28 protein-coding genes are annotated in these 25,724 nt (G+C 67.4%); 12 read left to right on the top strand and 16 right to left on the bottom strand.

Going from position 1 to position 25,724, the window contains the following annotated elements; genetic code table 11:
• Window positions 1-60: 60 nt before the first annotated feature.
• The 7 genes from murA to ACIGFL_RS16855 form a co-directional block, all read right to left on the bottom strand.
• A complete protein-coding gene (gene murA, locus ACIGFL_RS16885; RefSeq protein ID WP_397497930.1) occupies window positions 61-1,326 on the bottom strand; it encodes a UDP-N-acetylglucosamine 1-carboxyvinyltransferase in 1,266 nt (421 codons plus the stop codon).
• Between the two features lie 22 nt (window positions 1,327-1,348).
• Window positions 1,349-1,588 carry a BolA family protein gene (locus ACIGFL_RS16880; protein ID WP_003459267.1) on the bottom strand — a complete coding sequence of 80 codons (240 nt, stop codon included), beginning with the start codon at window positions 1,586-1,588 and terminating at the stop codon, window positions 1,349-1,351.
• A gap of 146 nt (window positions 1,589-1,734) precedes the next feature.
• Window positions 1,735-2,058 carry a lipid asymmetry maintenance protein MlaB gene (locus ACIGFL_RS16875; RefSeq protein ID WP_397497929.1) on the bottom strand — a complete coding sequence of 108 codons (324 nt, stop codon included), beginning with the start codon at window positions 2,056-2,058 and terminating at the stop codon, window positions 1,735-1,737.
• Window positions 2,055-2,687, bottom strand: coding sequence for a phospholipid-binding protein MlaC (locus ACIGFL_RS16870; protein WP_397497928.1), 633 nt, complete (start codon window positions 2,685-2,687; stop codon window positions 2,055-2,057). The genes ACIGFL_RS16875 and ACIGFL_RS16870 overlap by 4 nt, the downstream gene beginning before the upstream one ends.
• A gap of 14 nt (window positions 2,688-2,701) precedes the next feature.
• Window positions 2,702-3,172, bottom strand: a complete 471-nt coding sequence (gene mlaD / locus ACIGFL_RS16865; protein WP_021445571.1) for an outer membrane lipid asymmetry maintenance protein MlaD — start codon at window positions 3,170-3,172, stop codon at window positions 2,702-2,704.
• Entirely contained in the window at window positions 3,172-3,969 is a 798-nt protein-coding gene (mlaE, locus tag ACIGFL_RS16860; RefSeq protein WP_397497927.1) for a lipid asymmetry maintenance ABC transporter permease subunit MlaE, read from the bottom strand. The genes mlaD and mlaE overlap by 1 nt, the downstream gene beginning before the upstream one ends.
• Entirely contained in the window at window positions 3,969-4,778 is an 810-nt protein-coding gene (locus ACIGFL_RS16855; protein ID WP_397497926.1) for an ATP-binding cassette domain-containing protein, read from the bottom strand. Before ACIGFL_RS16855 ends, mlaE begins: the two co-directional genes overlap by 1 nt.
• 244 nt (window positions 4,779-5,022) lie before the next feature.
• Between ACIGFL_RS16855 and ACIGFL_RS16850 the strand changes: the two genes are divergently transcribed.
• From ACIGFL_RS16850 to ACIGFL_RS16805, 10 genes are all read left to right on the top strand, one after another.
• Complete coding sequence (locus tag ACIGFL_RS16850; RefSeq protein WP_021445574.1) at window positions 5,023-5,997, top strand: KpsF/GutQ family sugar-phosphate isomerase; 975 nt, start codon at window positions 5,023-5,025, stop codon at window positions 5,995-5,997.
• A complete protein-coding gene (locus tag ACIGFL_RS16845) occupies window positions 5,997-6,518 on the top strand; it encodes an HAD family hydrolase (protein WP_021445575.1) in 522 nt (173 codons plus the stop codon). The genes ACIGFL_RS16850 and ACIGFL_RS16845 overlap by 1 nt, the downstream gene beginning before the upstream one ends.
• 8 nt (window positions 6,519-6,526) lie before the next feature.
• Window positions 6,527-7,093: an LPS export ABC transporter periplasmic protein LptC gene (gene lptC, locus ACIGFL_RS16840; protein ID WP_122109015.1), complete on the top strand. Its 567-nt coding sequence runs from the start codon at window positions 6,527-6,529 to the stop codon at window positions 7,091-7,093.
• A complete protein-coding gene (lptA, locus tag ACIGFL_RS16835; protein ID WP_122109014.1) occupies window positions 7,080-7,625 on the top strand; it encodes a lipopolysaccharide transport periplasmic protein LptA in 546 nt (181 codons plus the stop codon). The genes lptC and lptA overlap by 14 nt, the downstream gene beginning before the upstream one ends.
• Complete coding sequence (lptB, locus tag ACIGFL_RS16830) at window positions 7,625-8,350, top strand: LPS export ABC transporter ATP-binding protein (protein ID WP_397486402.1); 726 nt, start codon at window positions 7,625-7,627, stop codon at window positions 8,348-8,350. The genes lptA and lptB overlap by 1 nt, the downstream gene beginning before the upstream one ends.
• A gap of 136 nt (window positions 8,351-8,486) precedes the next feature.
• Complete coding sequence (locus tag ACIGFL_RS16825) at window positions 8,487-9,980, top strand: RNA polymerase factor sigma-54 (RefSeq protein ID WP_397497925.1); 1,494 nt, start codon at window positions 8,487-8,489, stop codon at window positions 9,978-9,980.
• Window positions 9,981-10,079: 99 nt separating this feature from the next.
• Window positions 10,080-10,388, top strand: coding sequence for a ribosome hibernation-promoting factor, HPF/YfiA family (gene hpf, locus ACIGFL_RS16820; protein ID WP_003242873.1), 309 nt, complete (start codon window positions 10,080-10,082; stop codon window positions 10,386-10,388).
• Between the two features lie 12 nt (window positions 10,389-10,400).
• Complete coding sequence (gene ptsN / locus ACIGFL_RS16815) at window positions 10,401-10,865, top strand: PTS IIA-like nitrogen regulatory protein PtsN (RefSeq protein WP_021445580.1); 465 nt, start codon at window positions 10,401-10,403, stop codon at window positions 10,863-10,865.
• 2 nt (window positions 10,866-10,867) lie between these two features.
• Window positions 10,868-11,725, top strand: coding sequence for an RNase adapter RapZ (rapZ, locus tag ACIGFL_RS16810; protein ID WP_021445581.1), 858 nt, complete (start codon window positions 10,868-10,870; stop codon window positions 11,723-11,725).
• A 14-nt stretch (window positions 11,726-11,739) separates the two neighbouring features.
• The gene (locus tag ACIGFL_RS16805; protein ID WP_021445582.1) at window positions 11,740-12,012 is read left to right on the top strand and encodes an HPr family phosphocarrier protein; all 273 of its coding nucleotides are present in this window, start codon (window positions 11,740-11,742) and stop codon (window positions 12,010-12,012) included.
• 55 nt (window positions 12,013-12,067) lie between these two features.
• On the opposite strand, the gene pmbA is transcribed toward ACIGFL_RS16805, so the two are convergent.
• Entirely contained in the window at window positions 12,068-13,414 is a 1,347-nt protein-coding gene (gene pmbA, locus ACIGFL_RS16800; RefSeq protein ID WP_397497924.1) for a metalloprotease PmbA, read from the bottom strand.
• Between the two features lie 134 nt (window positions 13,415-13,548).
• Here pmbA and yjgA point away from each other — a divergent pair, with 134 nt between their 5' ends.
• Window positions 13,549-14,067 (top strand): ribosome biogenesis factor YjgA, encoded by a 519-nt coding sequence (yjgA, locus tag ACIGFL_RS16795; protein WP_021444455.1) that lies wholly within the window; start codon window positions 13,549-13,551, stop codon window positions 14,065-14,067.
• 145 nt (window positions 14,068-14,212) lie between these two features.
• On the opposite strand, the gene tldD is transcribed toward yjgA, so the two are convergent.
• The 8 genes from tldD to mreB form a co-directional block, all read right to left on the bottom strand.
• Window positions 14,213-15,655, bottom strand: coding sequence for a metalloprotease TldD (gene tldD / locus ACIGFL_RS16790; protein WP_397497923.1), 1,443 nt, complete (start codon window positions 15,653-15,655; stop codon window positions 14,213-14,215).
• A 2-nt stretch (window positions 15,656-15,657) separates the two neighbouring features.
• Window positions 15,658-16,506, bottom strand: a complete 849-nt coding sequence (locus ACIGFL_RS16785; protein WP_122109010.1) for a carbon-nitrogen hydrolase family protein — start codon at window positions 16,504-16,506, stop codon at window positions 15,658-15,660.
• A gap of 39 nt (window positions 16,507-16,545) precedes the next feature.
• Window positions 16,546-20,364: a YhdP family protein gene (locus tag ACIGFL_RS16780; RefSeq protein WP_397497922.1), complete on the bottom strand. Its 3,819-nt coding sequence runs from the start codon at window positions 20,362-20,364 to the stop codon at window positions 16,546-16,548.
• A gap of 12 nt (window positions 20,365-20,376) precedes the next feature.
• Window positions 20,377-21,834, bottom strand: coding sequence for a ribonuclease G (gene rng, locus ACIGFL_RS16775; protein ID WP_021444583.1), 1,458 nt, complete (start codon window positions 21,832-21,834; stop codon window positions 20,377-20,379).
• A gap of 40 nt (window positions 21,835-21,874) precedes the next feature.
• Window positions 21,875-22,471 carry a Maf family protein gene (locus ACIGFL_RS16770; protein ID WP_397497921.1) on the bottom strand — a complete coding sequence of 199 codons (597 nt, stop codon included), beginning with the start codon at window positions 22,469-22,471 and terminating at the stop codon, window positions 21,875-21,877.
• 49 nt (window positions 22,472-22,520) lie between these two features.
• Window positions 22,521-23,009, bottom strand: a complete 489-nt coding sequence (gene mreD / locus ACIGFL_RS16765; RefSeq protein ID WP_122109007.1) for a rod shape-determining protein MreD — start codon at window positions 23,007-23,009, stop codon at window positions 22,521-22,523.
• A complete protein-coding gene (mreC, locus tag ACIGFL_RS16760) occupies window positions 23,009-23,950 on the bottom strand; it encodes a rod shape-determining protein MreC (protein WP_371921470.1) in 942 nt (313 codons plus the stop codon). Before mreC ends, mreD begins: the two co-directional genes overlap by 1 nt.
• Before the next feature lie 200 nt (window positions 23,951-24,150).
• On the bottom strand, window positions 24,151-25,188 hold the full coding sequence (gene mreB / locus ACIGFL_RS16755; RefSeq protein WP_031303301.1) for a rod shape-determining protein MreB: 1,038 nt from the start codon (window positions 25,186-25,188) through the stop codon (window positions 24,151-24,153).
• Between the two features lie 241 nt (window positions 25,189-25,429).
• Here mreB and gatC point away from each other — a divergent pair, with 241 nt between their 5' ends.
• Window positions 25,430-25,717 (top strand): Asp-tRNA(Asn)/Glu-tRNA(Gln) amidotransferase subunit GatC, encoded by a 288-nt coding sequence (gene gatC, locus ACIGFL_RS16750; RefSeq protein ID WP_021444716.1) that lies wholly within the window; start codon window positions 25,430-25,432, stop codon window positions 25,715-25,717.
• Window positions 25,718-25,724 lie beyond the last annotated feature (7 nt).

Genomic DNA, 25,724 nt, shown 5'->3' with positions numbered 1-25,724 from the left:
TCCTTGAACGGCAACGGCCACTCCGACAAGGAGCGGCCATACGGCAGTGGACGCGAGCGCTTAGCCCGGTACGCGGCGAATCTTGGCGCCGAGCAGCTGCAGCTTCTCTTCGATGCACTCGTAGCCACGGTCGATGTGGTAGATGCGGTCGATCAGGGTATCGCCCTCGGCCATCAGCGCCGCCAGCACCAGGCTGGCCGAGGCGCGCAGGTCGGTGGCCATGACCGGCGCCCCCTTGAGCTGCTCTACCCCGGTGACGATGGCGGTGTTGCCTTCGACCAGGATATTGGCGCCCATGCGCAGCATCTCGTAGACGTGCATAAAGCGATTTTCAAAGACGGTTTCGATCACCGTACCGGTACCTTCGGCCACGGCATTGAGGGCGATGAACTGCGCCTGCATGTCGGTGGGGAAGGCCGGATAGGGCGCGGTGCGCAGGTTGACCGCCTTGGGTCGCTTGCCCTTCATGTCCAGCTCGATCCAGTCCGGACCGGTGCTGATCTCGGCGCCGGCTTCCTGCAGCTTGGCCAGCACGGCCTCCAGGGTCGAGGGGTCGGCGTCCTTGACCTTGACCCGGCCGCCGGTTATGGCCGCGGCCACCAGGTAGGTGCCGGTCTCGATGCGGTCGGGCATCACGCTGAAGCGCGCGCCGTGCAGGCGCTCGACTCCGTCGATGACGATGGTGTCGGTGCCGGCGCCCTGGATCTTGGCGCCCATGGCGTTCAGGCAGTTGGCCAGGTCGACCACTTCCGGCTCGCGCGCGGCGTTTTCCAGCACGCTGCGGCCCTTGGCCAGGGTCGCGGCCATCATGATGTTCTCGGTGCCGGTGACGCTGACCACGTCGAAGAAGAAGTGCGCGCCGCGCAGGCCACCTTCCGGCGCCTTGGCCTTGATGTAGCCGCCTTCCACGTCGATCTGCGCGCCCATGGCCTCGAGGCCGCGGATGTGCAGGTCGACCGGGCGCGAACCGATGGCGCAGCCGCCGGGCAGGGCCACCTCGGCCTCGCCGAAGCGGGCCACCATGGGGCCGAGCACCAGGATCGAGGCACGCATGGTCTTGACCAGCTCGTAGGGCGCGACCAGGGTCTTGATCGACCGCGCGTCGACTTCCACCGACAGCTTCTCGTCGATCACCGGCTCGATGCCCATGCGGCCGAACAGCTCGATCATGGTGGTGATGTCGTGCAGGTGCGGCAGGTTGCAGATGGTCACCGGGGCGTCGCCCAGCAGGGTCGCCGCGAGGATCGGCAGGGCGGAGTTCTTCGCCCCGGAAATGCGGATTTCGCCATCGAGGCGAGCGCCGCCGGTAATGATCAGTTTGTCCATAGGAGTCTCGTCGCCCGCAGGCTCAGGAACGCGCGGCCCAATCGGCCTGGCTGAAGAATTTCATGGTCACGGCGTGGATGCTGCCATCGGCGATCCAGGCATTGAGATGGGCATAGATCTGCTGCTGGCGTTTGACCGGGCTGAGAGCGGCCAGTTCGTCGCTGATCAGGTTGAGCTGGAAGTTGCAGCCTTCGCCTTCGACTTCCACCTGGGTATTCGGGAGTTTTTCCTCTAGGAGGCTTTTCACTTCTGCAGCCTGCATGCTCGACCTCGATTGACGCATATCGGGCTACCTGCGCCCGCGGGTCGGCCATCATACAAAAAAGCCCCCCGCCTGCGAACCCCGCATGAGGCAGCGCTGACGGAGGGTTTGTGCGCCATTCGGCGCTTGCGCCCCTCGCTGCGCCGTCAGCCGCCGCTGCCCGCGTCCTGCAGCGGCAACAGCTCCAGCAGGCCGCAGACCTGGGCGATCTCGCGCATGTCCGCGGGCAGGCCGCCGATGGCCAGGGTCTTGCCCGCTGCCCGGGCGTCGCGCAGGAAGGCCAGCAGCAGGGCCAGGCCGACACTGCTGGATTTCTCCACCGTGGCGCAGTCGACCAGCAACTGCGCCGCGCTGCTGGCGGCGATCAGCCGCGCGCCCCGCTCGCGCAGGGCGGGACCGGTGGAATAGTCGAGCACGCCGGCCAGCTGAAGCTGGCCCGGTGCGCGCTCATCGATGCTCGCCTGACTCACGACTCACCCTTGGCTTCGCGCGCCTTGGCCACGGTATCGGCCCAGGTGTCGATGACCTTGTCCAGGTCGTTGCGGTTGTTCTGCATGGACTGGGCGAACTGGTCGCGGAACAGCTTGCCGACGTTGATGCCGTTGATGATCACGTTTCGCAGCTTCCAGGTGCCGTCCTGCGCCACCATGGTGTAGGACAGCGGATAGACCACGCCCTTGCCGTCCTTGATCTCCATGTTCACCGCGGCGCGCTGCGGGTCCTGCTGGCCGGCCACCGGCAGCACGCGGATGTCCTGGTTGTTGTATTCGAGCAGGGCGTTGCCATAGAACTGCATCAGGCTGCGCTTGAAGTTCTCCTGGAAGCGCGCCATCTGCTCGGGCGAGGCCTGGCGCGAGTAGCGCACGGTCATCACCCCACGGGAGATGCCATCGACGTCCACCACCGGACCGAGGATGTCGTTGAGCGCCTGGTAGAAGGCCGCCGGATCGCTGCGGTACTGCTCCTTGTTGGCCTTGAGATCGGCCAGCAGGGTGTCGGTGGTCTGCTGCACCACCTCGTGGGCGCTGGGCGCGGCCAGTGCCAGCAGCGGCATGGCGGCGAGCAGCGCGAGCAGGGAATTACGCAAGGTCTTGAGCATGGATCGGCCCCTCATCAATTGGCTTCGTCTTTATTGACCGAATTGAGCAGGAATTTGCCAATCAGGTCTTCCAGCACCAGCGCCGACTGGGTGTCGTGGATGGTGCCGCCGTCTTTCAGCACCGCCTCCTCGCCGCCGACGCTGATGCCGATGTATTTCTCGCCGAGCAGGCCGGCGGTGAGGATCGACGCGGTGGAGTCCTCCGGCAGGTTGTCCACCCGCCCTTCCAGCTCCATGGTCACGCGACCCAAGTAATTGTCGCGATCCAGGTCGATGGCGGTGACCTTGCCGATGGTCACCCCGGCCATGGTCACCTTGGCGCGCACGGTGAGCCCGGCGATGTTGTCGAAATAGGCGTAGACCCTGTAGGTATCGGCCGCGCTGCCGACGCTCAGGCCGCTGACGCGCAGGGCCAGCAGCAGCAGGGCCAGCAGACCGGCCATGAGGAACAGGCCGACACCAATCTCCAGCGTGCGGTTTTGCATCAGAAATCTCCAAACATCAAAGCGGTCAGAATGAAATCCAGGCCGAGCACGGCCAGCGAGGCATACACCACGGTGCGCGTGGTGGCGCGGCTGATGCCTTCGGACGTGGGCTCGCAGTCGTAGCCCTGGAACACGGCGATCCAGGTGACCACGAAGGCGAAGACGATGCTCTTGATCACGCCGTTGAGCACGTCGTCATGAAAGGAAACGCTGTTCTGCATGTTGGCCCAGAACGAGCCTTCGTACACCCCCAGCCAGTCGATGGCGACCATCGCCCCGCCCCAGATGCCGACCACGCTGAAGATCATCGCCAGCAGCGGCATGGAGATGAAGCCGGCCCACAGGCGCGGCGCGATGATGTACTTGAGCGGATCGACGCCGATCATCTCCAGGCTCGACAGCTGCTCGGTGGACTTCATGTTGCCGATCTCGGCGGTCAGCGCCGAGCCGGCGCGCCCGGCGAACAGCAGCGCGGTGACCACCGGGCCGAGCTCGCGCAACAGGGTCAGGGCGACCATCTGCCCCACCGCCTGCTCGGAACCGTAGTCGACCAGGATGTTGTAACCCTGCAGGGCCAGCACCATGCCGATGAACACGCCGGAGACGACGATGATCGCCAGCGACATCACGCCGACGGCGAACAGTTGCTTGACCAGCAGCTGAAACGGCTTGCCGGCGACGTTGCGGCCGAGCAACGCGTGCAGCAGGAACAGCACCGAGCGCCCCAGGGTCGCCACCACATCGATACCCGCACGACCGAACAGGCGCAGCCGTTCGAGCGGAGCAATTCTACGCATCAGTTTTTCCCCAACAGATCGTCGCGATAATCCGGCGCCGGGAAATGGAACGGCACCGGGCCATCCGGAATGCCCTTCATGAACTGGCGGATGCGCGGGTTATCCGATTCCATCAGCTCGGCCGGCGTGCCCTGGCCGAGCACCTGGGCATCACCGACCACATAGATGTAGTCGGCGATGCTCGCAGTTTCCGCCAGGTCGTGCGACACCACCACGCTGGTGATGCCCAGGGCGTCGTTGAGCAGACGGATCAGGCGCACCAGCACGCCCATGGCGATGGGGTCCTGGCCGACGAACGGCTCGTCGTACAGCAGGATCTGCGGGTCCAGGGCAATCGCCCGGGCCAACGCCACGCGCCTTTTCATGCCGCCGGACAGCTCGTCCGGCATCAGCTCGATGGCGCCGCGCAGGCCGACCGCCTGCAGCTTCATCAGCACGATGTCGCGGATCATCTCGTCCGGCAGCTGGGTGTGCACGCGCAGCGGAAAGGCCACGTTCTCGAACACGTCGAGGTCGGTGAACAGGGCGCCGCTCTGGAACAGCACGCCCATCTGCTTGCGCATGTCGAACAGCTCGTCGCGCGACAGCTTCGGCAGGCTGACGCCACCCACCCGGACATCGCCGGCGGACGGCCGCAGCTCGGCGGCGATCAGGCGCAGCAAGGTGGTCTTGCCACAACCGGACGGCCCCATGATGCCGGTGACCTTGCCGCGCGGAATGCGGATATCGACATTGTCGAAGATATCCCGCGAACCGCGCTGAAAACTGACGCCCTGCAACTCGATCGCGTAATCGTGCTCGGCGCTCATCTGAACTCCTTGAAAATCAAGCCTTCCTGGCAGACGCCGCCTCCCGAAGCGGGGACACGCGCCTGCAAGACGAGCCGAAATGGCCGCGGACTATAGCATTTGCCGCCGATGCCGCCCAAGATCGGCGCCGTCCGGCGTTCAGACTTGCGACAGCATTGGCGTTCGCCAGGCGATCAGGACAGGTGAGCGCGGCGCCCTTTCCCGCTATAATCCCCGTCTTTTTCGTCCGACAGCCTCGCCGAGCATGAACCAGACCCGCGACCTAATAGATTCCGCGCAACGCACCATTCGCCTCGAAATCGAGGCGGTGCAGGAGCTGCTGCCCCGCATCGACGCCAATTTCGTCAAGGCCTGCGAGCTGATCCTGGCCTGCCAGGGCCGCGTGGTAGTGGTCGGCATGGGCAAGTCCGGGCATATCGGCAACAAGATCGCCGCCACCCTGGCCAGCACCGGCACCACGGCGTTCTTCGTCCACCCGGCCGAGGCCAGCCACGGCGACATGGGCATGATCACCCGCGACGACATCGTCCTGGCCCTGTCCAACTCCGGCTCCACCGCCGAGATCGTCACCCTGCTGCCCTTGATCAAGCGCCTCGGCATTCGCCTGATCAGCATGACCGGCAACCCGGACTCGCCGCTGGCCAAGGCCGCCGAAGTCAATCTCGACGCCCGCGTCACCCAGGAGGCCTGCCCGCTGAACCTGGCGCCGACTTCCTCCACCACCGCCAGCCTGGTGCTCGGCGACGCCCTGGCCATCGCCCTGCTGGAAGCGCGCGGCTTCACCGCCGAAGACTTCGCCTTCTCCCATCCCGGCGGCGCCCTCGGCCGGCGCCTGCTGCTCAAGGTGGAAAACGTCATGCACGCGGGCGAAGCCCTGCCGCGGGTGAACCGCGGCACCAGCCTGCGCGACGCCCTGCTGGAAATGACCCAGAAGGGACTGGGCATGACCGTGGTACTGGAAGACGACGGCCGCCTGGCCGGCATCTTCACTGACGGCGACCTGCGCCGCACCCTGGACAAGGGCATCGACGTGCGCCAGGCGCTGATCGACGAGGTGATGACCCCGCACGGCAAGACCGCCCGCGCCGAAATGCTCGCCGCCGAGGCGCTGAAGATCATGGAAGACCACAAGATCAACGCCCTGGTGGTGGTCGACGAGCAGGACCAACCGGTCGGCGCGCTGAACATGCACGACCTGCTGCGCGCGGGGGTGATGTGATGAACGACCTGTTGCGCCGCGCCCGCGCGATCAAGCTGGCAATCTTCGACGTCGACGGCGTGCTCACCGATGGCCGCCTGTACTTCCTCGAGGACGGCAGCGAGTTCAAGACCTTCAACACCCTGGACGGCCACGGCATCAAACTGCTGATCGCCTCCGGCGTGCGCACCGCGATCATCAGCGGACGCAAGACCCCGGTGGTCGAGCGCCGCGCCAACAATCTCGGCATCCAGCACCTGTTCCAGGGCCGCGAGGACAAACTCGTGGTGCTCGACGGCCTGCTCGCCGAACTCGGCCTAAGCTACGAGCAGGTCGCCTACCTGGGCGACGACCTGCCGGATCTTCCGGTGATTCGCCGGGTCGGATTGGGCATGGCCGTGGCCAGCGCCGACGCCTTCGTCCGCGAGCATGCCCATGGCGTGACCCAGGCGCGCGGCGGCGACGGCGCGGCGCGGGAATTCTGCGAACTGATCATGCGTGCCCAGGGCACGCTGGATGCGGCCCAAGCCGCCTACCTGTAGAGCACAGCATGCTGCGTAAAGCCCTCAACTACCTGATCTTCGCCCTGATCGCCGTCGTGGTCGCGGCGCTCGGCTACTGGAACATCGCCCCCGACGGCGACCGCCAGGCCCAGCCGGCAGACAGCGACAACGCCGTGGACTTCTATGTGGTCGGCGCGCGCACCGTGCAGTTCCAGGACGACGGCAAGCTGCACTACCGCATGACCGCGGACAAGCTCGAGCACGTCAAGGCCAGCGACATCACCCTGGTCAGCATGCCCAAGCTCGATCTGTACCGCGGCAGCGAACTGCCGTGGAAGGTCACCAGCCAGCGCGCCGAGGTCTCCCCCGGCGGCGTCGAGGTGGAACTGATCGACGACGTGCGCGTCGCCCGCACCGACGCCAAGGGCCGCCCGACCATCATCACCAGCAGCCGCATGACCGTGATTCCCGACAAGGAATATGCGCAGACCGAGCAAGCCGTTAGAATCGTCGCGGCCAACGGGGTGACCACGGCACAAGGAATGAAAGCGTACTTGAACGACGGCAGGATGCTCCTGCAGTCCAACGTAAGAGGCCAGCATGAGGTTCGTTAACACCCTCCCCCTGATTCTCAGCCTCGGCGCCGCATTGGGAAGCGCGGCGGCCTGGGCCCTGCCGTCCGACCGCGAGCAGCCGATCCGCATCCAGGCCGACAGCGCCGAGCTGGACGACAAGCAGGGCGTGGCGGTCTACCGCGGCTCCGTGATCATCACCCAGGGCACCCTGAAGATCACCGGCGACACCGTGACCATCACCCAGACCGCCAGCGGCGACATCGACGTGTTCACCTCGGTAGGCAAACCGGCCTACTACGAGCAAAAGCCGGCGGCGGACAAGGAAATCGTCAAGGCCTACGGCCTGACCATCCAGTATTTCGCCAGCAACGAACGCATCGTGCTGATCGACCAGGCCAAGGTGATCCAGGAAGGCAACACCTTCGAGGGCGAGAAGATCGTCTACGACACCCAGCGCCAGATCGTCAACGCCGGCCGTGCCACGGGCACCAACGTCAGCGTGCCGCGCCCGCGTATCGACATGATCATCCAGCCGAAGAACAAACCCGCGGACCAGCAGGCACAGCAGTAATGGCCATTCTCAAAGCCCAACACCTGGCCAAGAGCTACAAGGGCCGCCAGGTCGTCCGCGACGTCAGCCTGAGCATCGAGAGCGGGCAGATCGTCGGCCTGCTCGGCCCCAACGGCGCCGGCAAGACTACCTGCTTCTACATGATCGTCGGCCTGGTGCGCGCCGATCAGGGCCGCGTGCGCATCGACGACCTCGACGTCAGCCACCAACCCATGCACGGCCGCGCCCGCGCCGGAATCGGCTACCTGCCGCAGGAAGCCTCGATCTTCCGCAAGCTGTCGGTGGCCGACAACATCATGGCCATCCTCGAGACGCGCAAGGACCTGGACCGCGCCGGCCGCCAGGCGGAGCTGGAAAACCTGCTGCAGGAATTCCACATCCACCACATCTCAGGCAGCCTCGGCATGAGCCTGTCCGGCGGCGAGCGCCGCCGCGTGGAAATCGCCCGCGCCCTGGCCACCAACCCCAAGTTCATCCTGCTCGACGAGCCCTTCGCCGGCGTCGACCCGATCTCGGTGGGCGACATCAAGCAGATCATCCACCACCTCAAGACCAAGGGCATCGGCATCCTGATCACCGATCACAACGTGCGCGAGACCCTGGACATCTGCGAAACCGCCTACATCGTCAACGACGGCCAGCTGATCGCCGAGGGCGACGCCGAGACCATCCTCGCCAACCAGACGGTGAAAGAGGTGTACCTGGGCCACGAATTCCGCCTGTAGCTCGCCCGCTATTTCACTACAGAAATATGGCAAGCCCTAGGCAAAGCCGAGAAGTTCAGGCATATAATTTGCTTCCTGGTGGCGCCGCGGCGCCCTGTAGTGGAAGGCGTAACCCGCCGGTGAATTAAGGTCTGCAATGAAACCATCGCTAGTCCTCAAGATGGGCCAGCAGCTGACGATGACCCCGCAGCTGCAACAGGCTATCCGCCTCCTCCAACTGTCGACCCTGGACCTGCAACAGGAAATCCAGGAGGCACTGGAGTCCAACCCCATGCTCGAGCGCCAGGAAGACGGCGACGACTTCGACAACAGCGACCCCATGGCCGACGGCGCGGAAAGCGCCGCGCCCACCCCGAGCAAGGAAGACAGCTACCAGGAAACGACCCCCACGGTCGACAACCTGGAAGAGGGCGAATGGGGCGAACGCATCCCCAACGAGCTGCCGGTCGATACCGCCTGGGAAGACGTCTACCAGACCAGCGCCAGCAGCCTGCCGAGCAACGACGACGACGAGTGGGACTTCACCACCCGCACCTCCAATGGCGAGAGTCTGCACAGTCACCTGCTCTGGCAACTGAATCTGGCGCCGATGTCGGACAAGGATCGACTGATCGCCGCCACCCTGATCGACTGCATCAACAACGACGGCTACCTGGAAGAAAGCCTCGAGGAAGTCGCCGAATCCTTCGACCCCGAGCTGGACGTCGAGCTGGACGAGGTGGAAGTGGTGCTGCACCGCATCCAGCAGTTCGAGCCGGCCGGCATCGGCGCCCGCGACCTGCGCGAATGCCTGCTGCTGCAACTGCGCCAGTTGCCCGCCGGCACGCCCTGGCTGAGCGAGACCCAGCGCGTGGTCGGCGACTACCTGGAACTGCTCGGCAGCCGCGACTACGCCCAGCTGATGCGCCGCAGCAAGCTCAAGGAAGACGAGCTCAAGCAGGTCATCGACCTGATCCAGCGCCTCAACCCGCGCCCGGGTTCGCAGATCGAGTCCAGCGAGCCGGAATACGTGGTGCCCGACGTCATCGTGCGCAAGCACAACGACCGCTGGCTGGTGGAGCTGAACCAGGAGGCCATGCCGCGCCTGCGGGTCAACCCGCAGTACGCCGGCTTCGTCAAACGCGCCGACTCCAGCGCCGACAACACCTTCATGCGCAACCAGCTGCAGGAGGCGCGCTGGTTCATCAAGAGCCTGCAGAGCCGCAACGAGACGCTGATGAAGGTCGCCACCCAGATCGTCGAGCACCAGCGCGGCTTCCTCGACTACGGCGACGAGGCGATGAAGCCCCTGGTACTGCACGATATCGCCGAGGCGGTGGGCATGCACGAGTCGACCATCTCGCGGGTCACCACGCAGAAATTCATGCACACCCCGCGCGGCATTTACGAGCTGAAATACTTCTTCTCCAGCCACGTCAGCACCGCCGAGGGCGGCGAATGCTCGTCCACCGCGATCCGCGCCATCATCAAAAAACTGGTTGCCGCAGAAAACGCGAAAAAGCCGTTGAGCGACAGCAAGATCGCTGGTTTACTGGAGGCACAAGGCATCCAAGTCGCCCGTCGGACAGTCGCCAAGTACCGCGAATCCCTCGGCATAGCGCCCTCCAGCGAGCGCAAGCGACTGATGTAGGCCAGATCGATTGGAAGCCTCTCGCTTCCAAGCCAAAGTGTTCCGGCGGCGGGTCGCATAGGACCCGCCTCTTACACAAGGCAACAAGGAGAAAGCGGTATGCAAGTCAACATCAGTGGACACCAGCTGGATGTGACCGACGCCCTGCGTGACTATATCGGCGAGAAACTCGGCCGATTGGAACGCCACTTCGACAAGATCACCAACGTTCAGGTGACCATGGAGGTCGAGAAGCTCAAGCAGAAGATCGAAGCTACCCTGCACGTCGCCGGCGGCGAGGTCGTCGCCAACGCCGAACACCAGGACATGTACGCCGCCATCGACCTGTTGGCCGACAAACTCGACCGTCAACTCATCAAGCACAAGGAAAAGCAGCTCGAACGCCTGCAAGGCGCCACGGCCCGCTGACATTCCCCATCCATGATCCGACTTGAAAACATCCTGACCCCCGGCCGTTCCCTGGTGAACGTGCCGGGCGGCAGTAAGAAACGCGTGCTCGAACAGATCGCCAACCTGGTGGCACGCGACCTGCCCGACCTGGATGCCCAGGACATCTTCGAAAGCCTGATCGCCCGCGAGAAGCTCGGCTCCACCGGCTTCGGCAACGGCATCGCCATTCCCCACTGTCGCCTGGCCGGCTGCAGCGCGCCGATTAGCGCGGTGCTGCGCCTGGACACCGCGGTGGACTTCGACGCCATCGACGGCGCCCCGGTCGACCTGCTGTTTGTCCTGCTGGTGCCGGAAGCGGCCACCGACGCCCACCTCGAACTGCTGCGCCAGATCGCCAGCATGCTCGATCGCCAGGACGTCCGCGAACGTCTGCGCCAGGCCCCGGCCAGCGCGGATCTGTACCAGGTGGTCGTGGACATCCAGAACGGTCAATAAGCATGCGCCTGATCATCGTCAGCGGTCGCTCCGGCTCGGGCAAGAGCACCGCCCTCGATGTACTTGAGGACAACGGCTTCTACTGCATCGACAACCTGCCCGCCGGCCTGCTGCCGGACCTGGCCGAGCGCGCCCTGCTCAACACCGAGATGCTGCTGCCGCAGGTGGCGGTGTCGATCGACGCGCGCAACCTGCAGAGCCACCTCAAGCGCTTCCCGGAACTGCTCGAACAGGTGCGCCAGCGCAACATCCGCTGCGACATCCTCTACCTCGACGCCGAAGACGAGACCCTGCTCAAGCGCTTCTCGGAAACCCGCAGGCGCCATCCGCTGACCGACGAGAATCGCTCGCTGGCCGAGGCCATCGCCGACGAGAGCCAGGTGCTGGCGCCCATCGTCGACCTGGCCGACCTGAAGATCGACACCACCCACCTCAACCTCTACCAGCTGCGCGACAGCCTCAAGCTGCGCCTGCTGGGCCAGCCTGAGCCGGGCACCGCCTTCCTGATCGAATCCTTCGGTTTCAAGCGCGGCATGCCGGTGGACGCCGATCTGGTGTTCGACGCGCGCTGCCTGCCCAACCCCTACTGGAAGCCGGAACTGCGCGACTTCTCCGGGCTGCAGCAGCCGGTGGTCGACTACCTGGCGGCGCAACCGGAGGTCGAGGAAATGTACCAGGACATCCTCGCCTACCTGGAGAAATGGCTGCCGCGCTTCGCCGCCAGCAACCGTGCCTATGTCACCATCGCCATCGGCTGCACCGGCGGTCATCATCGCTCGGTATACCTGGCCAACCGCCTGAGCCAGGCGCTGAAAAAACCGCTGAAGAACGTCCAGGTGCGTCACCGCGACCTCAGCTAAGGAACTCCGCCGCGATGCCAGCCCGTGAAATCACCATCATCAACAAGCTCGGCCTGCACGCCCGCGCCGCCGCCAAGTTCGTCGGCGTGGCCAGCACCTACCCCTGCCAGGTGCGCATCGGTCGCTCTAGCGACAGCCTGGTGGACGGCAAGAGCATCATGGCGGTGATGATGCTGGCGGCCGGCAAGGGCACCCCGGTGCACCTGCACACCGAGGGCGAGCAGGATCACGAGGCGCTGGACGCGCTGGTCGGCCTGATCGAGAACTACTTCGAGGAAGGCGAGTAACCCCCCCAAACAACCACAAGGCCACCCGCGGGTGGCCTTGTCGTTTCGGCCCATCTCAACTGCCGGCGACGGTCATCTTCTCGATCAGCACCGAGCCGGTGCAGATATTGCCGCGCCGTTCCAGGTCGCGGCCGACCGCGACGATCTGGCGGAACATGTCGCGCAGGTTGCCGGCGATGGTCACCTCCTGCACCGGGAACTGGATCTCGCCGTTCTCCACCCAGAAACCGGCGGCGCCGCGCGAATAGTCGCCGGTGACCAGGTTCAGGCCCTGGCCCATCAGCTCGGTGACCAGCAGGCCGCGCCCCATGCGGCGAATCAGCGCCTGCTGGTCCTCCTCGCCATGACTGACGAACAGGTTGTGCACGCCACCGGAGTTGGCCGTGCTCGGCAAGCCCAGCTTGCGTCCGGAATAGGTGCCGAGCACATAGGACACCAGCTCGCCCTTGTCGACGAAGGACTTGGCGTAGGTGGCCAGGCCGTCGCCGTCGAAGGCGGCGCTGCCCAGCGCCCGCGGCAGGTGCGGGCGCTCGTCGAGGCTCAGCCATTCGGGGAAGAGGCGCTGGCCCAGTGCGCCTTCGAGGAAGGAGGAATGGCGGTACAGGTTGCCGCCGGAGATCGCCGCCAGCAGGTGGCCGAACAGGCCGCCGGCCAGCTCGGCGGCGAACAGCACCGGCACCTCGCAGGTCGGCACCGGGCGCGCGCCGAGCCGACTTACCGCGCGCAGCGCGGCGCGCCGACCGATCTCGCCGGCATCGGCGAGCAGCTCGCCCTGGCGGTTGACGTCGTACCAGTAGTCGCGCTGCATCTGCCCTTCGCCGCCTGCGATCATCACGCAGCTCAGGCTGTGGCGGGTGCTGGCGTAACCGCCGACGAAGCCATGGCTGTTGCCGTAGACGCGGCAGCCCTGGTGGGTGTTGAGGCTGGTGCCGTCGGCGTTGTTGACCCGGGCATCGGCGGCAAAGGCCGCCGCCTCGCAGACCAGCGCCTGCTCCACGGCCTGCTCGGGGCTGATCGACCAGGGATGGTAGAGATCCAGCTCGGGCAGCTCGCGGGCCATCAGCGCGGCATCGGCCAGGCCGGCGCATTCGTCCTCGCTGGCGTGCTTGGCAATCGCCAGCGCTGCCGCCACCGTCTCGCGGATCGCCGCGCTGCCGGTGGCCGAGGTGCTCGCCGAGCCCTTGCGCTGGCCGACGTAGAGGGTGATGCCGAAGCCCTGATCGCGATTGAACTCGACGGTTTCCACCTCGCCCTGGCGCACCGTGGTGGACAGTCCCTGGCCGGCGGACACCGCCACCTCGCAGGCGCTGGCGCCCTGGCGCTTGGCCTCGGCGAGAATCTCTTCGACCTGCGCCTGCAACTGGGGCAGGGCCTGCGGGCCGATCACCTCTACTTCACTCATAACCACTCCGATTCTCAAAATAAGCTGCAAGCCACAAGCAACAGCCGAGTCCGCTCCCATCTTGCCGCTTGAAGCGTGCGGCTTGAAGCTGCCCCTACTGCTATCATGGCGGCGTTTCCCACTGGACCCGCCCCATGTCTGATTCCTTCGACGACTTCTCCCTGGAGAAGAGTAAATCCCAGGTCAAACGCGAGCTGCATGCCCTGCAGGAACTCGGCGAGCGCCTGACCACGCTCAAGCCGGACCTGCTGGCCAAGATGCCGCTGACCGACGCCCTGCGCCGCGCCCTGGCCGAAGCGCCGAAACACACCGCCAACGCCGCGCGCAAACGCCATATCCAGTTCATCGGCAAGCTGATGCGCGAACAGGATGTCGAGGCGATCCTCGCCATGCTCGACCAGGTGGACAGCTCCACCCGCGAATACAACGAGCGCTTCCATGCCCTCGAGCGTTGGCGCGACCGCCTGATCGCCGGCGGCGACGAGGCCCTGGAAGGCTTTATCGGCCAGTACCCGGACGCCGACCGCCAGCACCTGCGCGGGCTGATCCGCCATGCCCAGCACGAGGCGGCGCACAACAAGCCGCCCGCCGCCGCGCGCAAGGTGTTCAAGTACATCCGCGAACTGGACGAAATGCAGCGCGGCCTGCGTTGATAACCTCCATCCGTAGCGCCGGTAGGTTGGGCTGAGCGCAGCTAAGCCCAGATGCGCGCCGAGCCGAAAAAGGCCCGGCAGCTGAACGCCGGGCGGAGCGCTGCGCGCTCCCTGTTGGGCTTCGTCGCAGGCTCCTCAACCCAACCTACGCCCCCGTCCCGCCGACGGTGATGGCATCGATCTTCAGGGTCGGCTGGCCGACGCCAACCGGCACCGACTGGCCGTCCTTGCCGCAGGTGCCGACGCCGCTGTCCAGGGCCAGGTCGTTGCCCACCATCGACACCCGACTCATGGCCTCCGGGCCGTTGCCGATCAGGGTCGCACCCTTGACCGGCGCGGTGATCCGGCCGTCCTCGATCAGGTAGGCCTCGCTGGTGGAGAAGACGAACTTGCCGCTGGTGATGTCGACCTGGCCGCCGCCGAGGTTGGCGCAGTAGATGCCCTTCTTCACCGAACGGATGATCTCCTCCGGGTCGCTCTGCCCGGCCAGCATGTAGGTGTTGGTCATGCGCGGCATCGGCAGGTGCGCGTAGGACTCGCGGCGGCCGTTGCCGGTGCGCGCCACGCCCATCAGGCGGGCGTTGAGCTTGTCCTGCATGTAGCCCTTGAGCACGCCGTTCTCGATCAGCGTGGTGCACTGAGTCGGCGTGCCCTCGTCGTCGACGCTGAGCGAGCCGCGGCGCCCTTCCAGGGTGCCGTCGTCGACTATGGTGCACAGGCTGGAGGCGACCCGCTCGCCGATGCGGCCGCTGTAGGCCGAGCTGCCCTTGCGGTTGAAGTCGCCCTCCAGGCCGTGGCCGACCGCCTCGTGCAGCAGCACGCCGGACCAGCCGGCGCCCATCACCACCGGCAGGGTGCCGGCCGGCGCGGGAATCGCCTCGAGGTTGACCAGGGCCTGGCGCAGCGCCTCGCGGGCATAGCCCATGGCGCGATCCTCTTCGAGGAAATAGCGGTAGTCGGTGCGCCCGCCGCCGCCATGGCCGCCGCGCTCGCGACGGCCGTTGTGCTCGACTATGACGCTGACGTTGAAACGCACCAGCGGGCGTACATCGGCGCTCAGGCTGCCGTCGTGGGCGGCCACCAGCACCCGGTCCCAGACCCCGGCCAGGCTCACGGTGACCTGCTTGATGCGCGGATCGAGAGCACGGGTGGCGCGGTCGATGCGTTGCAGCAGCTCGACCTTCTCGGCGCGGCCGAGCACGTCCAGGGGGTTGTCCGGTGCGTAGAGGGCGCTGACCTGCGGGCTGGCGAAGGCCTGCACGCGGCCCTGCTGCCCGGCGCGGGAGATCGAGCGGGCGGCGCGCGCCGCCTGGCGCAGGGCATCCAGGGTGATGGCGTTGCTGTAGGCGAAGCCGGTCTTCTCGCCGGACTGGGCGCGCACACCGACGCCCTGGTCGAGGTTGAAGCTGCCCTCCTTGACGATGCCGTCCTCCAGCACCCAGGTTTCCGAGACCTGGCTCTGGAAATACAGGTCGGCGGCGTCGATCCCCGGGCCGGCGAGTTCGCCGAGCACGCCGGGCAGGCTGTCGAGGGTCAGGTTGCCGGGGGCGAGCAGGTGCTCGCTGACGGACATCAGCATCGGGTTCATGGTCACTCCACTGCAATCGGACGCACGGCGTCCGATGAAAGAATTCTGCGGTGCGCCTGCACCGGCATGCGTTGCCGGATCGCCGCCTGCTCGGCACCGTCACGGCTGGCCAGCAGCACCGCCTGGCCCTGATCCTGCTCGGCCAGCACGCGGCCCCAGGGGTCGACGATGGCCGAATGACCGAAGGTCTGCCGCGGCCCGGGGTGCTCGCCACCCTGCCCCGCCGCCAGCACATAGCACTGGGTCTCGATGGCGCGGGCGCGCACCAGCACCTGCCAGTGCGCGGCGCCGGTCACCGCGGTGAAGGCCGAGGGCGCGCTGATCAGCTCGGCGCCGGCCTGGCGCAGTGCGCCGTACAGCTCGGGAAAGCGCAGATCGTAGCAGACGCTCAGGCCCAGGCGGCCGACCGGGGTATCGGCGACCACGATGCGCTGGCCATGGGCGAAGTCGTCCGACTCGCGGTAGCTGCCGCGGTTGTCGGCCACTTCGACGTCGAACAGGTGCAGCTTGTCGTAGCGCGCCACCCGCTGGCCGGCGTCGTCGATCAGCAGCGAACAGGCATGCGGCTTGGCCTCGGGCGCCTCGTCCGGCGGCAGCGGCAGGGTGCCGGCGACTATCCACAACTTGAGGTCGCGCGCGGCCCGTTGCAACCAGGGCAGGATCGGCCCCTGGCCCAGCGCCTCGGCACGGCCGAGCGCGGCCAGGTCGCGGCGGCCCATGGCGGCGAAGTTCTCCGGCAGCACCGCCAGGCGCGCGCCGCCGGCCGCCGCCTGTTCCAGCAGTTGGCGGGCCTGGGTCAAATTGGCCAGCACGTCGTCCTGACTGACCATCTGGATCACGGCAAAGGTCATGGCATACCCGATATGGGATGGAAGCGGATGGCTGACAGCTTACCTGGGTTTCTCGAAAGGCTTGTCAAAACTGATCTGCGGACTCTGCATGGGGCCCTTGACGTCGTACTGCACGCTGGCGAAGCGCGCCACGCGGTCGCCGAGCAGCTTGTCGACGACGAACAGCGCGCCGCCGATGGCCGGGGCGCCGACGATCAGCGCGGCCAGCGGCAGGTTGTTGGTCACCGGCAGGGTCACCAGCAGCTTGGCGTCGATCCGCTCGTTACGCATGTCGAGGTTGCCGTTGAGCTCCAGGTTGCTCGACGGGCCGCTCAGCACGATCGGCTCGCGGGTGACGAACAGGCCGTCGTTGGCCTGCAGCCGCCCCTTGACCCGGTCGTAGCTCAGGCCCTTGCCGAGCAGGTCGGAAAAATCCAGGCGCAGGCGGCGGCCGATGGAGTCGAAATTGAGCAGGCCGAACACCCGCAGCGCCTGCGCCGAACCCTGCACCTCGACGAACTGGCCGTTGCGCAGCGCCGGTTCCAGGCTGCCGGAGAAGCGCTTGAGCGACAGCCAGGCCGGCGAGCCCGGCCAGTTGCCGTCGATATCCAGGCGGAAGCTCTCGCTGGTGGCGCTGGGGGCATAGCCCCAGGCCAGCAGCACCTTGGCCAGGTCCTTGCCCTGCAGACGGCCCTGGTACCAGCTGCGCGTGCCCCCCGGCGCGCCGCGCCAGCCGGCGCTGCCGCCGACCTTGAGGCCCTGCAGGTCGAGATCGAGCTGGTCGAAACGCACGCCGTCCGCCTCCGGGCGCGCCTGCAGCGACCAGGCACCGAGAATCTTGGCGCCGCGCCGCACCTCGCCGATGCGGATATCCAGCGCCGGAATCTGCCGCGGGTCGACGGCCGCCAGCGGGTCCGGCGCATCCGCCGGCTTGTCCGGATCGGCGGGCGGCAGGCGCAGGTAATCGAGCTCCACGCGAATCGGCGTCTCCGCCGCATCGGCCAGCAGCACGCGGCCGGCCGCCAGTTCGCTGTCCAATTGCAGGGCCCAGGCCTGGCCCTCGCGCGCCAGGCCCACTTGCAGATCGTTGAGCTCGCTGCCGAAGCCGCGGAAACGCTCGATCCGCAGTTGGGCGTCTTTGAACAGGCGCTGGCTCTCGGCGTCCACGCTCACCGCATGGCGCTGGCGCACCTGCTGCCAGGCGTCCCAGTCCAGCTCGTCGAGCCGGCCGCGCAGGCGCAGGCCCTGGCTGCTGGGCAGCCGCGCCGGGGTGCCGCCGAGCATCAGCTCGCCGCGCCCCTGGCTCAGCTCGCCCGGCGGCGCGGCCAGGGCCAGGCTGGCCAGGTTCTGGTAGTCGAGCCAGTAGCGCCGCTCGCGGCCGGCCAGGGTCATGCGCCAGTCGGCGTAGCGCTCCTCGCCGGCCGCCTTGGCGAAGGGCGGCGGTAGGTCGATGGCCACGCCCTTGAGATTGGAGTCGACGCGCAGCTGGCTGTCGTCGCCGTCCAGGGTCAGGCGCAGGCGGTAAGGCAGCAGGCCACTGAGCGGCAGGCTCTGCTCGATGCCGAGCCACTGACGCAGGGTCTCCACCTCGGCCTGGCCGCGCAGATCGAACAGGGTGCGCGTCCGTCCCCGCGCGCCTTCGGCGCTGATGCTGCCGCGCACCTGGCGGCCGAACACCTGGGCCCGCACGTCCGGCGCACTCAGGCCGCTGGCGCTGTTGAAGCGGAATGCCCCCTGGATCTGGCTCAGTTGCAGGGCGGGATTGACCAGCTCGAGGCGCGCGCCTTCGGTGGCGAAGTCCACCACCACGCCGGGCGGCGCGCCCTTGGCCAGCGGGATGTCCAGCTGCAGGCGCCCGGCCAGCGGGCCCTCGCCCTGCCAGCCGGCGAACAGCTCGGCGGTGCCCAGCGGCGCCTCCTGCAGCAGCTTGAGGGCGTCTCCCAGGCTGCTGCTCACCTCGCCGTCGAGCTGCAGGCGCGGCGGCTGACCGTTGTGCAGCAGCGGGATAGCGGCGCTGACCGCGCTTACCTGGCTGTCCAGCAGGCGCCCCTGCTGCAGGCGCACGCGTACGCCGTCGTCCTCGATCAGCACCTGGCCGCGGCCTTCGCGCAGCGCCGGCCAGCCGGGCTGGAAGGCCAGCTCGGCCTCCGCCACCTGGAAGAACAGGCTGAGGCTGCGCGCCGTGATGGCCGCGCCCTTGTTCAGCGAACCCTGGTACTGGAAGTAGCCCTCCTCCACCTTGCCGGCACGGATCGCGCTCTGCAGCCAGCGGCTCAGTTCGGCGCTCATGCCCGGCGAGCGGGTCGGCAGGTATTTCTCGGTGTAGGCCGCATCGCCGTCGCGCAGGCCGACGCGCAGGTCCATGTAGTCCTCGGCGTCGGGGTCGCGGCGCAGGCGGATCAGCATGTCACCGGCGAGCTGCCCTTCCTCGCCGTCCAGGCGCATATAGGGGCTGGCCAGGGTCAAGCCATCGTCGTTCCAGGCCCAGCTCAGCCGCGCCTGGGCGTGGCGGTAACGCCAGGGGGCGGGGAACAGCTGATCCAGGTGCAGGGCGAAATTCTCGCTATTGAGGCGCAACTCGCCCTGAAACGGGTTCCCCGACACGCTGCCGCTGACGTTCTCGGCCGCCGGCGCGCCGCGGTAGGCGGCGATGCCGACCCGCTCCAGGTTGGCGGCGAACTGCAGACGCGCGGCGCCCTCGCGGCGCGGCTGGTAGTCCAGCTGCAGGTTGGCCACGCCGCCCACCGGGGCCAGCCCGGCCAGCGTCTGCTCGGCGACCTCCGGCAGCGGCGCCAGGGCCTGGACCAGCGGCGCCCAGGCGGCCAGATCGAAGCGGTCGGCGCGCAGCTGCCAGCGCTCGTCGTCGCTGCCGGCGTGGTCCTGAGTCAGGGCCAGGTGCAGCTCGCCGATGCGCCGCTCGCCCTGGTTGAAGGCCAGGGAATCGAGCTGCACCTGTATCCCCGCCTCGCCGCGCTGGAAATAGGCGTTGAAGGCCAGATCCTCCAGGCTCACCGCCTCGCGCTCGGCGTAGCCGCCGCGCACCTGCGGCGCATGCAGGCGCAGCGCGCCGCGCTGCAACTCGCCGCCGCGACTGCTCAGCCACAGCTCGCCGCCGGCCTGCAGGCGCTGCACCTGCCAGGCGGCGGTCAGGCGCGGCGGCAGCCAGGCGGCCCAGTCGCTCTGCGGCAAACTCAGGTAGAGCTCGGCCTGGGTCTGCCGCCACTGCTGCGGCTGCATGCGGGTACGCAGCTGCAGGCTCAGCGGCTGGCCGTCGGGCAGCAGCAGGCGGGCGTCGAGACACTGGCGGTTGACGCCGTAACGCAGGCTGAGGTTGAGGTAACTGAGTTTCAGCGGCTCCTGTCCGGCGGCCTGCAGCACCAGCTGGCTGTCCACCAGGCTCAGGCGCTGCACCACGCGCAGCCGTTGCAGCAGCTCGGCGACGTCGGCGCGCCCGCCCTGCGGCCCGTCGGGCAGGCCCTGCAGGCGCCAGCTGCCGTCGTCCTGCTGCTGCACGTGCAGCTGCAAACCGGTCAGTTGCAGGTGGCCGATGCGCGCGCGCCGTGCCAGCAGGCTGGCCAGCAGGTCCGGCACCACCCGCACCCGGTCCAGCACCAGGCGCTGCTCGCCATCGCCGACCTGCACGTCGCGCGCCACCAGCAAGGGGGCGAAGCCCTGCCACTGCCCTTCCAGCGCACCGATGCGCACCGGCACGCCGAGCGCGGCGCCGGCGCGGTTCTCCGCCTCCAGGCGGTACTCGGCGACCAGCGGCACCAGCTCGCGGCCCAGGCTGACGTACAGCGCCGCCAGCACCAGCAGCGCGGCACAGAGCCCCAGGCCCCAGCGCAGCAGGGCCATGAACAGACGGGCCAGCGCGTTCATCTCAGCGGCGCCTCAGAGCAGCACCACATCGTACTGTTCCTGGGAGTACATGGTTTCCACCTGGAACTTGATGGTGCGGCCGATAAAGGCCTCCAGATCGGCGACATTGCCCGACTCCTCGTCGAGCAGGCGGTCGACCACCTTCTGGTTGGCCAGCACCCGGTAGCCCTCGGCCTGGTAGGCGCGCGCCTCGCGCAGGATCTCGCGGAAGATCTCGTAGCAGATGGTCTCCGCCGTCTTCAGCTTGCCGCGGCCCTGGCATGCGCTGCACGGCTCGCAGAGCACCTGTTCGAGGCTCTCGCGGGTGCGCTTGCGGGTCATCTGCACCAGCCCCAGCTCGGTGATGCCGATGATGTTGGTCTTGGCGTGGTCGCGCTCCAGCTGCTTCTCCAGGGTGCGCAGCACCTGGCGCTGGTGCTCCTCGTCTTCCATGTCGATGAAATCGATGATGATGATCCCGCCCAGGTTGCGCAGACGCAGCTGACGGGCGATGGCGGTGGCCGCCTCGAGGTTGGTCTTGAAGATGGTCTCTTCGAGGGTGCGGTGGCCGACGAAGGCACCGGTGTTGACGTCGATGGTGCTCATCGCCTCGGCCGGGTCGACGATCAGGTAGCCGCCGGACTTGAGCGGCACCTTACGCTCCAGCGCGCGCTGGATCTCGTCCTCGACGCCGTAGAGGTCGAAGATCGGCCGCTCGCCGGGGTAGTGCTCGAGGCGGTCGGCGATCTCCGGCATCAGCTCGGCGACGAACTGGGTGATCTTCTGGAAGGTCTCGCGCGAGTCGACGCGGATCTTCTCGGTACGCGGGCTGACCAGGTCGCGCAGGGTGCGCAGGGCCAGCGACAGGTCCTCGTAGATCACCGAGGGCGCCTTGGCGTTCTGGATCTGCGCGGCGATCTGGTCCCACAGCCGGCGCAGGTAACGGATGTCGATGAGGATCTCGTCGGCGCCGGCGCCTTCGGCGGCGGTACGCAGGATAAAGCCGCCGGCCTCCTCGATGCCCTCGGCCGCCACGCAGTCGGCGACCACCTGCTTGAGCCGCTCGCGCTCGGCCTCGTCCTCGATCTTCAGCGAGATGCCGACGTGGCTGGTGCGCGGCATGTACACCAGGTAGCGCGAGGGAATCGACAGCTGGGTGGTCAGGCGCGCGCCCTTGCTGGCGATGGGGTCCTTGGTCACCTGTACCACCAGGGCCTGGCCCTCGTGCACCAGGGCGCTGATCGGCTCCACCGCGGCGCCCTCGCGGGTGGAAATTTCCGAGGCGTGGATAAAGGCCGCGCGCTCCAGGCCGATGTCGACGAACGCCGCCTGCATGCCCGGCAGCACGCGCACCACCTTGCCCTTGTAGATGTTGCCGACGATGCCGCGCTTCTGCGTGCGTTCGACGTGCACTTCCTGCAGCACGCCGTTTTCCACCACCGCCACGCGCGATTCCATCGGCGTGATATTGATCAGAATCTCTTCGCTCATGCATCCATCCCGCTGGATTGGGCGGCGCGCTGCCGCAAGTTTAGCGCTGGGCCGGCAACTGCCAGCAGGCAATGCCGAATTCGCCGAGCAACTCGGCCGTCTCGCACAGCGGCAGGCCGACCACCGCCGAATAGCTGCCTTCGAGGCGGCTGACGAATACCGCCGCCAGCCCCTGGATACCATAGCTGCCGGCCTTGTCGCACGGCTCGCCGCTGGCCCAGTAGGCTTCGATCTCGCGCTCACTCAGGGCGCGGAAGGTCACGCTGCTGGCCACCACCCGCGCCGCCTCGCGTCCGCCGCCGGCCAGCGCCACCGCGGTCAGCACCTGATGGCTGCGCCCGGACAGCGCCTGCAGCATGGCGCGCGACTCGGCGAAATCGGCCGGTTTGCCGAGGATGCGCCCATCGAGCACCACCGCGGTATCGGCGCCGAGCACCACGGCATCGTGCGCATCGCGCAGGGCGGCCAGGCCGGCGCGCGCCTTTTCCCGCGCCAGGCGCTCTACATAGGCGACGGCGGGCTCGTCTGGCAACGGATTTTCGTCTATCGCGGCGATTTGCGTGACGCAGGGCACGGCGATCTGCGCCAGCAGCTCGCGGCGGCGCGGCGAGGCAGAGGCCAGAAACAGCTTGGCCATACGAACTTCTCCCTGTCGGGCGAGGCGCGGCCGGCCGCAGCTGGCGCGCTCAGTTGACGTTAAGGCGCTGGTGCAACCCGCGCAGGATGACGCAGACCCAGGGCCAGAGCAGCGCGCTGACCAGCGCCGGCAGCACGAAGGCCAGGGTCGGCGGACGGCTGCCGGTCAGGGCATTGAGCCACAGCTGCACCAGCTGGGCCAGGCCGAACACCACCAGCAGCACAGTGCTCTGCTGCCACATGGGGAACATGCGCAGGCGCTGGTGCAGGCTCAGCACCAGGAAGGTGATCAGGGTCAGGATCAGCGCGTTCTGCCCGAGCAGGGTGCCGAACAGCACGTCCTGGGCCAGGCCGAGCACCCAGGCGGTGGTCATGCCGACCCGATGCGGCAGGGCCAGCACCCAGTAGGTGAGCAGCAGCGCCACCCACAGCGGCCGGCCGATCTGCATGAACTCCGGCAGCGGCGAGACGCTGAGCAGCAGGCCGAAGGCCAGGCTGAGCCAGATCACCCAGCCGTTGCGCGGTTGCACGCCGACCATCAGTTGGTCTCCTCTGCGGGGGCGGGCGACGCCACCGGGGCCGCGGCCGACTCGGCAGCCGCCGGCGGCTCGGCGGCCGGCGCAGCGCCCTGGCTGCGCGCCTGCTCGGCCTCGCGGTCGGCGGCTTCCTGGGCCTCGGCGGAATCGTTGGCGCGCTGTTCCGGGGTGCGCTGATCGGAGAACACCAGCAGCAGGTAGCGACTGCGATTGAGCGCGGCAGTGGGCACGGCGCGGACGATGGCGAAGGGCTGGCCGGAGTCGTGGATCACTTCCTTGACCGTGGCCACCGGGTAACCGGCGGGAAAGCGCTGGCCCATGCCGGAGCTGACCAGCAGGTCGCCTTCCTTGATGTCGGCGGTGTCGGCCACGTGGCGCAGTTCCAGGCGCTCCGGGTTGCCGGTGCCGACGGCGATGGCGCGCAGGCCGCTGCGGTTGACCTGCACCGGAATGCTGTGGGTGGTGTCGGTGAGCAGCAGCACCCGCGCGGTGTAGGGCATGATCTCCACCACCTGGCCCATCAGGCCGCGGGCGTCGAGCACCGGCTGGCCGAGGAATACGCCGTCCTTCTCGCCCTTATCGATGAGGATGCGGTGGGTATAGGGATTGGGGTCGACGCCGATCAGCTCGCCGACCAGCACTTCCTCGTCCAACAGCGCCGCCGAGTTGAGCAGCTCGCGCAGGCGCACGTTCTGTTCAGTGAGCGCGGCCAGCTTCTGCAGGCGACGCTGCAGCAGCAGGGCCTCGGCCTTGAGCTTCTCGTTCTCGGCCATCAGTTCGCTGCGGCTGGATATCTGCTGGGTGGCGCCATCCCAGGCGCGCACCGGCAGGTCGGCCAGCCAGTAGAAGGGCGTCAGCACCAGGCCCAGCTGGCTGCGCAGCGGCTTGAGCGCCTCGAAACGGGCATCGACCACCATCAGCACGGCCGAGAGCACGGCCAGCACCAGCAGGCGGATGCCCAGCGAGGGGCCTTTGGCGAAGAGCGGCTTAATGGCCGACCCCTTGTGCGCCGCGAGGGCGGAAGACGCGCGAGTTCATGCGAAAGACAAACCGATCCGGCAAGGAATGGGGCGAGTGTACTGCAGTGCTTGAACATGCGCGTGCCGCCCGAAGGCGGCACGGCGGACCCGGCTGGCGCGTCGGATTACTCCGAGGACAGCAGGTCCATGGTGTGGCGATCCATCATCTCCAGCGCCTTGCCGCCGCCACGGGCGACGCAGGTCAGCGGGTCTTCGGCGACTATCACCGGCAGGCCGGTTTCCTGCGACAGCAGCTTGTCCAGGTCGCGCAGCAGCGCACCGCCGCCGGTCAGCACCAGGCCGCGCTCGGCGATGTCCGAGGCCAGCTCGGGCGGCGACTGCTCCAGCGCGCTCTTGACCGCCTGGACAATGGTCGCCAGGGATTCCTGCAGCGCCTCGAGCACTTCGTTGGAATTGAGGGTGAAGCTGCGCGGCACGCCCTCGGCCAGGTTGCGGCCGCGCACGTCGACTTCGCGGATTTCGCCGCCCGGGTAGGCGGTACCGATTTCCTGCTTGATCCGCTCGGCGGTGGATTCGCCGATCAGCGAGCCGTAGTTACGGCGCACGTAGGTGATGATGGCTTCGTCGAAGCGGTCGCCGCCGACCCGCACGGATTCGGCGTAGACCACGCCGTTCAGCGAGATCAGGGCGATTTCGGTGGTGCCGCCGCCGATGTCGACGACCATCGAGCCGCGCGCTTCTTCCACCGGCAGGCCGGCGCCGATGGCCGCGGCCATGGGTTCTTCGATCAGGAACACTTCGCGGGCGCCGGCGCCGAGCGCCGATTCGCGGATGGCGCGGCGCTCGACCTGGGTCGACTTGCACGGCACGCAGATCAGCACGCGCGGCGAGGGCTGCAGGAAGCTGTTCTCGTGCACCTTGTTGATGAAGTACTGCAGCATCTTCTCGCAGACGCTGAAGTCGGCGATCACGCCGTCCTTCATCGGGCGGATGGCGGCGATGTTGCCCGGGGTACGGCCGAGCATGCGCTTGGCCTCGGAACCGACGGCGACGACACTTTTCTGGTTACCGTGGGTACGGATGGCGACCACGGACGGCTCGTTCAGCACGATGCCGCGTTCGCGCACATAAATGAGGGTATTGGCAGTGCCCAGGTCGATCGACAGATCGCTGGAAAACATGCCACGCAGTTTCTTGAACATGGGGAAAGGGACCCTAGGCAACGCGTGGGTAAAGGCAAAGCGCGAAAACGCGCAGGTAAAAAGTGCGGCAAACTCTAACAACGGCAGGGATTTTGAGCAAGGCGGCAATATGGTAGATTGCCTGTTTTTCCGGGCCTTGCAGCCGCACATCGCGGCCTTTGACCGCCGGCTCGCGACATCCGTTCCCTGCGTCAGGCACGCATAGCAAGACCCCGATCACACTTCCACTGGAGAACCCCCGATGGCGCTTGAACGCTCCGAGGTGGAAAAAATCGCCCACCTGGCCCGCCTGGGCCTGAACGAAGGCGATCTTCCGCAAACCACCGCGACCCTGAACAACATCCTCGGCCTGATCGATCAGATGCAGGCGGTTGACACCCAGGGCATCGAGCCCCTGGCCCACCCGCTGGAAGCCACCCAGCGCCTGCGCGCCGACGTGGTCTGCGAGAGCAACCAGCGCGACGCCTACCAGGCCATCGCCCCGGCCGTGGAAAACGGCCTGTACCTCGTGCCGAAAGTCATCGAATAAAGGAAAG

Source organism: Pseudomonas sp. NPDC077649 (assembly GCF_044542855.1).
In the GTDB taxonomy this organism is placed as follows: Bacteria; Pseudomonadota; Gammaproteobacteria; order Pseudomonadales; family Pseudomonadaceae; genus Aquipseudomonas.
Note: the sequence above shows the minus strand (reverse complement) of the source record. Positions and strands in the feature narration are given on the sequence as shown.

Excerpts from the sequence above, each read along its gene's own strand:
- murA (WP_397497930.1), bottom strand. The coding sequence starts at position 1,326 with ATGGACAAACTGATCATTACCGGCGGCGCTCGCCTCGATGGCGAAATC.
- ACIGFL_RS16880 (WP_003459267.1), bottom strand. The coding sequence starts at position 1,588 with ATGCAGGCTGCAGAAGTGAAAAGCCTCCTAGAGGAAAAACTCCCGAAT.
- ACIGFL_RS16870 (WP_397497928.1), bottom strand. The coding sequence starts at position 2,687 with ATGCTCAAGACCTTGCGTAATTCCCTGCTCGCGCTGCTCGCCGCCATG.
- mlaD (WP_021445571.1), bottom strand. The coding sequence starts at position 3,172 with ATGCAAAACCGCACGCTGGAGATTGGTGTCGGCCTGTTCCTCATGGCC.
- mlaE (WP_397497927.1), bottom strand. The coding sequence starts at position 3,969 with ATGCGTAGAATTGCTCCGCTCGAACGGCTGCGCCTGTTCGGTCGTGCG.
- ACIGFL_RS16855 (WP_397497926.1), bottom strand. The coding sequence starts at position 4,778 with ATGAGCGCCGAGCACGATTACGCGATCGAGTTGCAGGGCGTCAGTTTT.
- ACIGFL_RS16850 (WP_021445574.1), top strand. The coding sequence starts at position 5,023 with ATGAACCAGACCCGCGACCTAATAGATTCCGCGCAACGCACCATTCGC.
- ACIGFL_RS16845 (WP_021445575.1), top strand. The coding sequence starts at position 5,997 with ATGAACGACCTGTTGCGCCGCGCCCGCGCGATCAAGCTGGCAATCTTC.
- lptC (WP_122109015.1), top strand. The coding sequence starts at position 6,527 with ATGCTGCGTAAAGCCCTCAACTACCTGATCTTCGCCCTGATCGCCGTC.
- lptA (WP_122109014.1), top strand. The coding sequence starts at position 7,080 with ATGAGGTTCGTTAACACCCTCCCCCTGATTCTCAGCCTCGGCGCCGCA.
- lptB (WP_397486402.1), top strand. The coding sequence starts at position 7,625 with ATGGCCATTCTCAAAGCCCAACACCTGGCCAAGAGCTACAAGGGCCGC.
- ACIGFL_RS16825 (WP_397497925.1), top strand. The coding sequence starts at position 8,487 with ATGAAACCATCGCTAGTCCTCAAGATGGGCCAGCAGCTGACGATGACC.
- hpf (WP_003242873.1), top strand. The coding sequence starts at position 10,080 with ATGCAAGTCAACATCAGTGGACACCAGCTGGATGTGACCGACGCCCTG.
- ptsN (WP_021445580.1), top strand. The coding sequence starts at position 10,401 with ATGATCCGACTTGAAAACATCCTGACCCCCGGCCGTTCCCTGGTGAAC.
- rapZ (WP_021445581.1), top strand. The coding sequence starts at position 10,868 with ATGCGCCTGATCATCGTCAGCGGTCGCTCCGGCTCGGGCAAGAGCACC.
- ACIGFL_RS16805 (WP_021445582.1), top strand. The coding sequence starts at position 11,740 with ATGCCAGCCCGTGAAATCACCATCATCAACAAGCTCGGCCTGCACGCC.
- pmbA (WP_397497924.1), bottom strand. The coding sequence starts at position 13,414 with ATGAGTGAAGTAGAGGTGATCGGCCCGCAGGCCCTGCCCCAGTTGCAG.
- yjgA (WP_021444455.1), top strand. The coding sequence starts at position 13,549 with ATGTCTGATTCCTTCGACGACTTCTCCCTGGAGAAGAGTAAATCCCAG.
- tldD (WP_397497923.1), bottom strand. The coding sequence starts at position 15,655 with ATGAACCCGATGCTGATGTCCGTCAGCGAGCACCTGCTCGCCCCCGGC.
- ACIGFL_RS16785 (WP_122109010.1), bottom strand. The coding sequence starts at position 16,506 with ATGACCTTTGCCGTGATCCAGATGGTCAGTCAGGACGACGTGCTGGCC.
- ACIGFL_RS16780 (WP_397497922.1), bottom strand. The coding sequence starts at position 20,364 with ATGAACGCGCTGGCCCGTCTGTTCATGGCCCTGCTGCGCTGGGGCCTG.
- rng (WP_021444583.1), bottom strand. The coding sequence starts at position 21,834 with ATGAGCGAAGAGATTCTGATCAATATCACGCCGATGGAATCGCGCGTG.
- ACIGFL_RS16770 (WP_397497921.1), bottom strand. The coding sequence starts at position 22,471 with ATGGCCAAGCTGTTTCTGGCCTCTGCCTCGCCGCGCCGCCGCGAGCTG.
- mreD (WP_122109007.1), bottom strand. The coding sequence starts at position 23,009 with ATGGTCGGCGTGCAACCGCGCAACGGCTGGGTGATCTGGCTCAGCCTG.
- mreB (WP_031303301.1), bottom strand. The coding sequence starts at position 25,188 with ATGTTCAAGAAACTGCGTGGCATGTTTTCCAGCGATCTGTCGATCGAC.
- gatC (WP_021444716.1), top strand. The coding sequence starts at position 25,430 with ATGGCGCTTGAACGCTCCGAGGTGGAAAAAATCGCCCACCTGGCCCGC.